Raw genomic sequence first — 10,846 nt, forward strand, 5'->3', positions numbered from 1 at the left:
GCATGACTGATTCCACCGGCGCCGCGCTTTTGGGTCCCGTAGAGATTCGCGCCCTCGCGGAGAAGCTCGACATCGTGCCCACTAAGAAGCTGGGGCAGAACTTTCTGCATGACCCGAATACCATCCGGCGCATCGTCGCCGCGGCGGAGTTGGATCCCACAGATCGCGTCCTCGAGGTAGGCCCCGGATTGGGATCGCTGACCCTTGGCCTCGTAGAGGCAGTGGGGGACGTTACCGCGGTGGAGATCGATTCCCGCCTGGCAGCGCAGCTGCCCGATACCGTGGCCGAGCGCGCCCCTGAGTATGCGCAGCGCCTGCGTGTGGTGGAAAAGGACGCGTTGCGCGTGACGGCTTCTGACGTCACGGAGCCGACCGCCCTCGTGGCCAACCTGCCGTATAACGTCGCCGTACCGGTTCTGCTGCATTTGTTGGAGACATTTCCCTCCATTCGCCGCGTGCTGGTGATGGTCCAGCTCGAGGTGGCGGATCGTCTCGCCGCGCAGCCCGGCAGCAAGGTTTATGGCGTGCCCTCGGTCAAGGCGGGCTTTTATGGCAAGGTCTCCAAGGCTGGCACGATTGGCAAGAACGTCTTTTGGCCCGCGCCCAATATTGAGTCTGGGCTGGTGCGCATCGACGTCTTTGCGGACGCCCCCTGGCCGGTTACTGATGAATCGCGGGCTAAGGTGTGGCCGGTTATCGACGCCGCCTTTGCTCAACGCCGCAAGACCCTGCGCGCGGCATTGTCCGGCCACTTTGGTTCGGGTGCCGCGGCCGAGGAGGCCCTGCGAGCGGCGGACATCGATCCGAAGCAGCGCGGCGAGAAACTCGCCGTGGAGGACTTCGTACGATTGGCAGGGATCTAAATGAGTGCACCACTAGATAGCGATCCATTCGTCTATACCGCGCGCGCTCACTCCAAGGTCAATATTCACCTCGGCGTGGAGGAACCGCGCGAGGATGGGTTCCATGAGCTCGCCAGCGTCTTTCAGTCTTTGGAGCTGCATGACACCGTGACGCTCACGGACTTGGGTAATCCCGAGGTAGATAAGCCGCGAATTCAAGGCTTAAAGGTTACGGGCCCTCATGCGCAGGGCGTTCCAGAGGACTACACAAACTTGGCGTGGACCGCGGTTAACCGCATCATGCAGTACCTCTACACCACCCATGGGCCGAAGGCGCTGCCGGAGGTAGCGCTGGAAATCCACAAAGCCATCCCTACCGCCGGCGGCATGGCGGGTGGCTCTGCTGATGCGGCCGCCGCGCTGCGCCTTGCTGAGCGCTGCTATGGCGGCTACTACGGCATCGACTCGGTGGGCGAGCCGATTCTGGACGCGTTGGGCGCGGCGTTGGGCTCGGATGTTCCCTTTACCCTGTTGGGTGGCACCGCGCTCGGTACGGGGCGCGGCGAGCAGCTTACCCCGATGATGGCGCGCGGAACCTACCATTGGGCGCTCATCGCCTCGGACCGAGGGCTATCTACCCCGCAGGTCTTTCACAAGCTGGATGAGATGCGAGAAAAGGGTCGCGGCGGTGAGCCGCACATGGATACCGCGGCGGTATCGCAGGCGCTTATCTCGGGCGACCCGCACCGCGTGGCGCAGCACTTGCACAATGACCTGCAGCCGGCAGCGCTTTCCCTGCGCCCGGACCTCCGCAAGACGCTGGAGGCGGGTGTGGCCGCCGGAGCCCTCGCGGGCATCGTCTCCGGCAGTGGTCCGACCTGTGCCTTCCTCTGCGCCGGGGCAGAGGAGGCTAGGGAAGTGGTCTCCCAGGTGACGGTGGAAATTTCCGGAACCAAAGGTGTGGCTACCCATGGACCCGCTAGTGGTGCTGTGGCGCTGTAGCTAGAGCACCGTCATCTCGGTGGGCTCGATGTCGAGGTCGAAGCGGTTGACTTCCTTTTCTTGGAGGAGGTCAATGACAACGAGCTGTTTCTTTTGAGCGTCGGTAATAAAGGCGTAGCCATCGGCGGCCTGCAGGATGGGCCCCGGCTGCTGCCATTCCTTATTTTCCTTCCACGGGGAGATGGCATCGATCTGGGAGGTGATTTCGCCGGAATCTGGGTCGATGATGTTGAGTTTGCCGTCGGTAGTGAGCACCAGCGCCTCGCCTAGTGGGCCGCGGGCCAGGGAGCGGAACCAATAGGAAGCATCGAGGTCAACCTTCTTCGCGGAAAAGTCCTTGGTATCTACCAAGGTCACCGAGGTGGGGCGCTCGAGCTCTGCGTCCTTGTCGGTCTTATTATCGGCCAGAATGACATCGGATTCCTCCGAACCGGCAGCATTGCCGGAGCGCTGGTAGCCGCCTGCTCCGGCATAGGCGGAGGCATCCACCTTGTGGAACTTGGTGCCATCAAAGACTACAGGGCCGTCCTCGCAGCCGAAGAAGATATTGCCGTTACCAGCTGCGGCCTCGCCGTGCACGCCAGGGCACTCGGTGGTTTCAGTAAGGACCTTGCCCTCCTTATCCAGATGCTGGATGGTGTGGCGCTCGTCCTCGGTTCCCTTAGTGATAACCACCGAGCCATCCTTCAGTGGTACGGCCACGCCGTGATGGGCGGCGCCGGTGTCTACGGTATTGACCGGCTCGGCATCGTCTTTGCCCATGTCTTCGGTCTTGTAAATTTTCGCTACGCCATCGCCATCGGAAAACAGTGCGGTAAAGCCGTCGTGGTGGACCACGTGGCCGGCGTGCGGGGCCTTGATGCGGGCGTCGCCAAGCGAGGGCTCAGCGGTGTAGTAGTGGTTGTGATCGCCGTGGCCCTTGGTAATGCGCCCGGTGTCGTAGGTAAGGAAGCTATCGCCTTTGGTGACCATGACATGGCGGTTATCGCCGGCATCGCTCAAGCGCAGGAAGGCATTCATCTTGTCCTCGCCGATTACCTTGCCGGTCTTGGCGTCATAGGCGCGCAGTCCGTCCGCGTGGGAAATGACAATGCGGGTGGGCAGCTGGGCTACCTCGGTCTCGCCCTCTTCGGCTTCGAAGCCTTCGTGCGAGTGTCCGGCGTGGTCATGGCCGTGCTCGTGGTCATGCTCATGGTCGTGTTCGTGGGCGTGGTCCTCCTCGCTGTGCGCGTGCTCGTGGGAGTGCAGAGAGTCCTTTTCTTCCTCGGTAGGAGCAGAGCAGGAGGCGATGGCTACTGCCGCGGCAGAGAGCACCGCGCAGAGGGAAAGTGTGTAATACTTCATACATAGACACACTATTGGACGTGAAAATCAATAGCAATAGTTTGGAGAAATGCGGGGGTATGTGCAGGGAGGTATTAAGATGGACACTCGTTATGGCAAACCTGATTAACCTCGAGCAAGTCAGCAAAACTTATGGATTAAAAACCCTCCTAGACGGGGTATCCCTAGGTGTGCAAAGCGGCGATCGCATCGGCATCGTCGGCGTTAATGGCGGTGGCAAAACCACCCTGCTGGAGGTGCTCACCGGCATCGAGCCACCCGACGCCGGCCGCGTATCCCATACCTCTGATTTGCGCATGGCTGTGGTTACGCAGCGCTTTGACCTGCCCGATGAGCTCACCATTGCCCAAGTGATCATTGAGCCGCTGGAATTGGAGACCTATGAGTGGGCCTCCAATGCCAAAGTGCGCGATGTCTTAGGCGGGCTGGGCATCGTAGATCTGGGGCTCGATACTCCGGTGGGTTCGCTCTCCGGTGGCGAGCGCCGCCGCGTGAACCTGGCCGCCGCGCTGGTGCAAGATTTGGACCTCGTGGTGCTCGATGAGCCAACCAACCACCTCGACGTGGAAGGCGTGCAGTGGCTCGCAGACCACCTGCTCAAGCGCAACCTGGCCGTGGTCGTGGTCACTCACGATCGCTGGTTCCTCGATACCGTGGCCACGTGGACCTGGGAGGTACACGATGGCGTGGTCGATACCTACGAGGGTGGCTACAACGATTGGACCTTTGCCCGCGCCGAGCGTGCCCGCCAGGCCGATGCCATGGAACAGCGCCGCAAGAACCTCGCCCGCAAGGAACTGGCTTGGCTGCGCCGCGGCGCACCGGCGCGTACCTCCAAGCCGCGCTACCGCATCGAGGCCGCCGAGGCGCTGATCTCTGACGTCCCGGAGCCGCGCAATAAGGTCGAGCTCATGGCTTTTTCCAAGCAGCGCCAAGGCCGGGTGGTCATCGAGCTAGAGGATGCCACCGTGCAGTCCCCGGACGGTCGCACCTTGGTAGATCACCTCACTTGGCGCCTAGCCCCCGGCGAGCGTATCGGTTTGGTGGGTGTTAATGGCTCCGGAAAGACCACTTTGCTGCGCACCCTGGCCGGCGAGTACGAGCTGGCGGCCGGCAAGCGCATCGAAGGCCAAACCGTGCGCCTTGGCTGGTTGCGCCAGGAGCTCGATGACCTAGATCCGCAGCGCCGGCTTATCGACTCCGTCGAGGACGTCGCCACTTACGTTCAGCTCGGCAAGAAGGAGCTTTCCGCTTCCCAGCTGGCCGAACGCCTAGGATTTTCCGCCAAGCGTCAGCGCACCCCGGTAGGCGACCTTTCCGGCGGCGAGCGCCGCCGCTTGCAGCTCACCCGCGTACTGATGGCCGAGCCCAATGTGTTGCTGCTGGACGAGCCCACCAACGATCTCGATATCGATACCCTGCAGGAGCTGGAGTCCCTCCTAGACTCCTGGCCAGGCACCCTGGTGGTCATTTCGCACGATCGCTACCTCATTGAGCGCATCGCGGATAATACCTACGCGCTCTTTGGCGATGGCAAGCTCACCAACCTTCCCGGCGGCATCGACGAGTACCTGCGCAAGCGCGCCGCACTTGAGGCCCAGCAGAGTTCCGGTGTGCTCAACCTGGGAGAAAAGAAGGCAGACAACGCTGCACCGAAGCCAGAAAAGAAGCTCTCGTCTCAGCAAGAGCGCGAAATTACCAAAAAGATGAACGCCCTTGAGCGCAAGATGCAGAAGCTGGAAAAGGCGGCCGCGCAGATCAATGAGAAGATGGCCACCGCTGCGGAAAAGGTTGATACCCAGGCCTTGACCGAATTGGATGGAGAGCTAAAGGAAAACCGCAGCGCCTACGAGGAATTGGAGATGGAATGGCTGGAGTTGGGGGAGAAGCTCGAAGGGTAGAAGCCCGCATCGCCGATATTGTCAGCCACCTTGACCTGTGGGGCATTATCGGCGCCGCAGCGCTTTTTACCCTGGGGCTTACCCCATCCATTCTGCCGCGCGATTGGCTCTACCAAGGGCTCGTCTCCGGCATCGCCGCTGGGCTTGGCTATACGCTGGGCATCGCCCTCAAGCTCGTGTGGTACCGGCTGGTGGTGCGCTATGTGGCGCCCCGGCATGCCTGGCTCGATGCCACCACGTGGCCAGCTCGGCGCTACCGCCTCGTCTCCCGCATCGCCACCGCCGCTTTTGTGGTGTGGATGATAGGTTTTGCGGTCTTTGCCGTGCGGTGGCAACGCCAACTCGCAGATGCCCTGTCCGCACCGGCGCCCACCATTGCCAGCTATGTGCTGGTGGTTCCGTTGGCACTTGCGGTATTTACCGCCTTCCTTTTCATCCTGCGCGTGCTGCGCTTTTGCGTGCGCTGGCTTTCCAGCCACTTCCCCCAGCGCTTCCGCGCCGCCTACCGCGTTGTGGGTGCGGTACTCATCGTGGCCTTGGTGGGCACGTATACCGTGGAAAACCTCATCCCCGGCGCCATTGTGGGCGTGGGCGAGAGGATCTTTACCGCCCAAAACGCCGAACCCGATCCCGCAACGCAGCGTCCCACGTCTGCTGAGCGCAGTGGCTCCCCAGACTCCCGCGTGGACTGGAATGGGGTGGGACTGCAAGGCTCGCGTTTCCTCTCCTCCGGTGCGCACCGCGCGGAATTGGAAGAGGTTACCGGAAAGCCCGCTAAAGAACCCATTCGCGCCTATGCCGGCCTGGGCAATCGCGCCTCCAATGAGGAGCGAGCGCAGCTGCTTATCGACGAACTCGAGCGCACCCACGCCCAAGACCGCAAGGCCCTGCTTCTCATTATGACTACCGGAACGGGATGGGTGTCGTCCTATTCCGCCCAGGCCTTCGAGCTGCTCTACGGCGGCGACACCGCCATCGCGGCCGCCCAATACTCCGCCATGCCCTCGGCCCTGCATTTCCTGTCCGGCGGTGGTCAGGTAGAACGCGCCGGGCAGGAGTTCATCAACCCCATCGTGGACTGGTGGAACGGCCTGCCGGAGGACAAGCGCCCGAAGCTCTACCTGTACGGCGAATCCTTAGGCACCACGGGCATTGAAGCGGCCTTTTCCGGGGTGCGCGATATCGCCAATTCCGTCGACGGCATCCTATTGACTGGGCCGCCGCACTTTAATCGCTTGCGCACTCAGTTTGTGGAGCGCCGCGACCCTGGCTCTTCTGAAATTTCCCCTGAATACGCCGGCGGCCTCGTCGTGCGCTTTGCCAACGATGACGCGCAGGTGCGCCAATGGGGCACGGTGCCAGAAGAGGAGTGGGGGCGCACCCGCATGCTTTATATCCAACACCCCTCGGACCCGGTGGCCTGGTGGTCGCCACAGATGGCTTTTAAGGAGCCGGATTGGATGCGCGAGCGGACCCCGTACTCTGCCGAGCGCGTGATGCAGTGGATGCCCATCATCTCGTCCCTCCAAGTAGCCGCCGATCTGCCCGGCGCAAAGGACGTACCCGATGGTCGCGGTCATAACTACGGGGCATCTGTGCTCGACGGCTTTGCCGCCATCGCTGGTCCGGACGTGGCGGGAGCCATTGACCCCGATGAGCTGCAGCGCGAATTTGCCGCGCTCGACGTCGGCATCTACTAGGTGTTTAGCCAAATAAGGCAGCGATGACCAGCATCGCAGGCAGCGACAGGAAGGTAGTGAGAAAGACCGTATCTCGGGCCACGGTTTCTCCTACCTCATAGGTGGCGGTATAGTTATACACATTCTGCGCCGTGGGCAACGCCGCCAAAATCAACGCCGCGTATAGCTCCGCGCCGTCGAGGCCCAGCGCTGCGCCCACGGCCAGCGCAAAAGCGGGCATGCCCACCAACTTCAACACCGTCGCGGTAATGGTGGCCAGACGGTCTTCTTCCAATAGCCCGTCGCCCTTTAACGAGGCACCAAAGCTCATCAGGATCATAGGAATAGAGGCGCCACCCAAAATCTCCAGCGGCTTCATCACCACATCCGGTACTTGCCACTGCGCCGCGGAGACAATAAATCCGGCCACCGCAGCCAACACCACCGGCGCGGTAACCCCCGAGACCACGGAACTCCAAATCGATCGCAGGCTCGTCCCCTGCGCATTAAGCCCCGCAATGATAAACGGGGAGAGCACCGCCATCTGGAGAACCAATGCCGGGATGACGTAGGTGGCATCACCAATGACATAGGTGGCAATGGGCAGGCCAATATTGACCGAGTTGTAATAGCTCGCCGCCGCGGCACCCGCCATGGTTTCGGCGCCGCTGCGTGGAAAGAGTAGCCGGCTGCACAGCCAATACAACAGCATGGTGGCGACGGACGCAGCGGCGATCACGGCCACCACTGGGGACGCAAACGCGGAGGTATCGGATGTAGCCACGCTGGAGAAGATAAGTGCCGGCGTGGCCGCCCAGAAGGCCGTGCGATTGAATTGCAAGCGCGCCTCGCCCTTGCCAATAACACCCCTGTGGGCTAGCACAAACCCGACGCCGATGACTACGAAAATAATCGCAAACCCGGTCAATACGTCCAGCAACAGTCAACAACCTTTCGCAGTACTCCAAAAATGCGCGGTGAGGATATTGTCCCACCATCCGTATTTGCTCAAGAACACAGGGACCATAACAAAGTTGTATCGAATTGCCTGCGCAGCCCGGAAACTCCTTCCGAACTGCCGGCCACTTATGGCACGGTGGAGGGCATGAAGCTTTCTCACCGTGCAACCGTAGCCGCCCTGTCCACCGCTCTTGTCCTTACTGGTACTTCCACCGTGGCCTCTGCTCAGCCGGCCTTGCCGCCGCAGATTCAGCAGGCTTCTTCGCAGGCTCAGCAGCTTTCTTCTGATCCTTTCGCTGCTGTGAAGGATTTCCGCGTCACCTTGCCACCGCAGGCCTATGAGCTGGCCGAGAAGTTCAATATCTCGCTGCCAGAATTCTTGGCCAAGCCGGCGGGCCACGCGCCCAAGGTCGCTGGTGAGTTGGGGGCCGCCACCACCGCCCACCTCGAGAAGGCTGGGCACCGTAAGGACGCCCGCGCGACCGCCATCGCCCAGGAATGGGCCAACCAGGGTGCCGCCGGCAAGCTCGACTACAAGGGCGGGGTAGCCCATGGCCTGAATCACAAGGACGAAGGCCAAGGTTCTGTTCACCGCCTGACCGAACAACAGGCACAAGACCGCCTGAACTGGTTCAATCGCGATGTACCAGTCAACGCTGGTTCCCCACACGGCTTTGGCGTAGCAACTGCTTATGACGGAACCTACATCTACGTTGCGGAGTTCTTCCTCAACTAAACCGCTTTCCACCAGCCCCGATTTCACCGCACTCGTGGCCTCCATCTGCGACGATGACGAAGCTGCACGGTACCGGTAGAATCGGGGCATGATTTTGATCAACGTACAGTTCCACGTCAAGCCTGAATACGCAGAGACCTTCCTCGATGAAATCAATTGGTACACCGAGGCCTGCAATGCGGAGCCGGGCTGCATCGACTTCAAGTGGTTCCGCGATCCAGAAGACCGCCAGCGCTTCCTGCTGCTGGAGTCTTACGCAGACGGCAAGGACGTAGAGCACGTCCAGAGCGAGCACTTCCAGCGCTCCTGCGAGGAATTCCCGAAGTACCTCGTGGAAACCCCGGACATCGTTAACGTTCACATCGAAGGCCGCACCGGTTGGGACAAGATGGCTGAGTATCAAGTATAAATTTCTTATAACTCAAGGTGAGCGCAAAAACCTCGCCCCCCGATTGAACTGCTCCCCATTAGTTGGGCTGAGAAATCAGTTACCTACTAGTGGGGAGCAATTCATGTGAACTGGCCCCATGACGCCAATTGTGACGGCCAGATTCTAGACTCCACTACCAGGTTTGGCAGCCTTGGTTACCGATGATTTGAATGTTTGCACGAAACAGGGTCGGATTCTCCGTTGTTATGCGCTACTGTATCGTCGTCGGTAGAAACTATGGTCTAGCAGCACGGGCTGGAGTGTTATTCGCTTTACCGAGCTTTGGTGTGCTGGCTTTGTTTGTTGGGTAGCTCGCACGATAAACTGAAGATGTAAACCGGTTGCCCGTTTAGCAGGAAGGATAGCGGGGTTTAGGTGAGCCCCACTAAACAACATGAGGTTAACCCCAGAGCTCGTACTCTATTTCATTGACCAAGGTATGAGGCAGTCTGATATTGCTAGGCAGTACGGTGTAACGCGACAGTACGTTAACCGCCTAGCTAAGCAGGGCGGATACGTTTCCAGCATGACCATCATTAACGACCACCTACCGTGGGAGTTTGATACTTCGGAATACCAAGAGAACACCTTGTATCAGGTGTTCCGGTTGACCGCCACCTATAACCTCGAAGGTGAAAAAGCTTTCGTTAACTCTCCATCTAGTAAACGCAAGGTACGAAGCTTTGTTAAGCGTCTAACCGTCTACAATCAGGTGATTGACTTTGACCCTGATTATCCCCCGATACCGGGTGTGGTTAACGGCCCCGGTTTCGCTTATGTCCCGCGCTCGCCCGAAGACGATAACTTTATGATGAAGATTCGCCCCGGTGTGCGAGTAACCAATGTTGGCAACCGTATCTGGAGGTTGCCCCCGATGTTTTAGGAAAAGCAAGAAGACCTCTTTATCCATCAAAGCCCCGGGACCGCTTTCGTAAGCGAAGACAACGGCATGGTTTGTTGTTCAAACATTTCTGGGAACATCCGCTGCTTAGCAGGCGTCAAAAGTTTACGGAAAATCTACGCGTCATAGTCATGGATGGCGCCTGCCAAGACTTCAAATTCCTGCACGTAATCTGCATAGATGCACCCGTGCACACCATCCTAATCTGGGACAAGATGGGCGAATTCTCCGTCGATTAATCTTAACGAATAAAGCTCGCTCTCTACCGCGATGTAGAGGGCGAGCTTTTTCTATGCCTAGGCGCACCAGCGCCTTCGGCCTAAACGACAGAATGTGTTGTTTTGCGGCGTGTCGGGCTAAACGACATTTTGTGTTGGTGGGGTTTAGCGTATATGACCTTTGCGTATTCCCATAGAGTGGTTGTAGGCAGTGTCGATGGCACTGTCGTAGGTTGCTGGTCGGCCGTCTTCGTGGCCGCTGGTGGCTTGTTTTTCCTGGTTGGCTAGGGTTTGTGCTTTGGCGAGTGCGTCCTGGCCCCAGTTTTGCTGCCTGGCGATCTCTACAGGATCGTCAGGCAGCTGCGTATGTAGATGCAGCCACCAGTCGCAGGCGATGCGCTGTTGTTCGTCGCGCAGTCCGCGGTGGGTGTGCAGGAGTTGCTTAATTTGTGAGTTCACCCCGCCTTCTAGCTTGTTGGTCGTGCGTTCCAACCGTTGGCCTTCTTTAGCTTCGGCGAGGTAGGCAAAGAGGTGTCCTTGTTGGCTCATCTTCTTTAGCTGCATGAAGCGTCCTGGGTTTAGTTCCGCTTCTTTTACTACCCCGTACTGACGGGCTGCGTGAGATAGTAGTCGATTTCTACTTCCTGTGGGGTGGCGTAGTCCAAAGCTTCATGAAGCCGCTTGGTGTTCCACCAATGCACCCACCGCAAGGGAGAGTGTCTGATGGTTTGTGTGTGGGAACCGATCCCGCATAAGGAGATAAGCCAGAATGACTACTGTGACAAGACGAGATCCGGCCGATAAGGCCAAGATTGATGCGATTGAAAAGAAGC

General features: G+C 59.5%; 9 protein-coding genes and 1 pseudogene. 7 read left to right on the top strand and 3 right to left on the bottom strand.

Translation table 11 applies throughout. The features are described 5' to 3' along the window. Positions 1–2 precede the first annotated feature (2 nt). Both rsmA and MHX61_RS09650 read left to right on the top strand, forming a co-directional pair. Complete coding sequence (rsmA, locus tag MHX61_RS09645; protein WP_239194417.1) at positions 3–863, top strand: 16S rRNA (adenine(1518)-N(6)/adenine(1519)-N(6))-dimethyltransferase RsmA; 861 nt, start codon at positions 3–5, stop codon at positions 861–863. Continuing rightward, entirely contained in the window at positions 864–1,844 is a 981-nt protein-coding gene (locus MHX61_RS09650) for a 4-(cytidine 5'-diphospho)-2-C-methyl-D-erythritol kinase (RefSeq protein ID WP_239194419.1), read from the top strand. Here MHX61_RS09650 and MHX61_RS09655 read toward each other — a convergent pair whose 3' ends face one another. Continuing rightward, a complete protein-coding gene (locus MHX61_RS09655) occupies positions 1,845–3,188 on the bottom strand; it encodes a hypothetical protein (RefSeq protein ID WP_239194421.1) in 1,344 nt (447 codons plus the stop codon). Positions 3,189–3,280: 92 nt separating this feature from the next. On the opposite strand from MHX61_RS09655, the gene MHX61_RS09660 reads away from it, so the two are divergent. Both MHX61_RS09660 and MHX61_RS09665 read left to right on the top strand, forming a co-directional pair. Continuing rightward, on the top strand, positions 3,281–5,089 hold the full coding sequence (locus tag MHX61_RS09660) for an ABC-F family ATP-binding cassette domain-containing protein (protein WP_239194423.1): 1,809 nt from the start codon (positions 3,281–3,283) through the stop codon (positions 5,087–5,089). Further along, the gene (locus tag MHX61_RS09665) at positions 5,056–6,789 is read left to right on the top strand and encodes an alpha/beta-hydrolase family protein (RefSeq protein ID WP_204609743.1); all 1,734 of its coding nucleotides are present in this window, start codon (positions 5,056–5,058) and stop codon (positions 6,787–6,789) included. Before MHX61_RS09660 ends, MHX61_RS09665 begins: the two co-directional genes overlap by 34 nt. A gap of 4 nt (positions 6,790–6,793) precedes the next feature. Here MHX61_RS09665 and MHX61_RS09670 read toward each other — a convergent pair whose 3' ends face one another. Next, positions 6,794–7,708, bottom strand: a complete 915-nt coding sequence (locus MHX61_RS09670; protein WP_204609741.1) for an AEC family transporter — start codon at positions 7,706–7,708, stop codon at positions 6,794–6,796. A gap of 165 nt (positions 7,709–7,873) precedes the next feature. Between MHX61_RS09670 and MHX61_RS09675 the strand changes: the two genes are divergently transcribed. From MHX61_RS09675 to MHX61_RS09685, 3 genes are all read left to right on the top strand, one after another. After that, a complete protein-coding gene (locus MHX61_RS09675; RefSeq protein WP_239194425.1) occupies positions 7,874–8,464 on the top strand; it encodes a hypothetical protein in 591 nt (196 codons plus the stop codon). A gap of 88 nt (positions 8,465–8,552) precedes the next feature. Then, positions 8,553–8,873, top strand: coding sequence for a putative quinol monooxygenase (locus tag MHX61_RS09680; protein ID WP_239194427.1), 321 nt, complete (start codon positions 8,553–8,555; stop codon positions 8,871–8,873). Positions 8,874–9,420: 547 nt separating this feature from the next. Further along, entirely contained in the window at positions 9,421–9,777 is a 357-nt protein-coding gene (locus tag MHX61_RS09685) for a hypothetical protein (protein WP_239194429.1), read from the top strand. A 401-nt stretch (positions 9,778–10,178) separates the two neighbouring features. On the opposite strand, the pseudogene MHX61_RS09690 reads toward MHX61_RS09685, so the two are convergent. After that, a pseudogene (locus tag MHX61_RS09690) lies at positions 10,179–10,544 on the bottom strand (transposase); the annotation flags it as partial. Between the last annotated feature and the right edge of the window lie 302 nt (positions 10,545–10,846).

Source organism: Corynebacterium sp. ACRPF (assembly GCF_022347395.1).
GTDB lineage: Bacteria > Actinomycetota > Actinomycetes > Mycobacteriales > Mycobacteriaceae > Corynebacterium > Corynebacterium tuberculostearicum_D.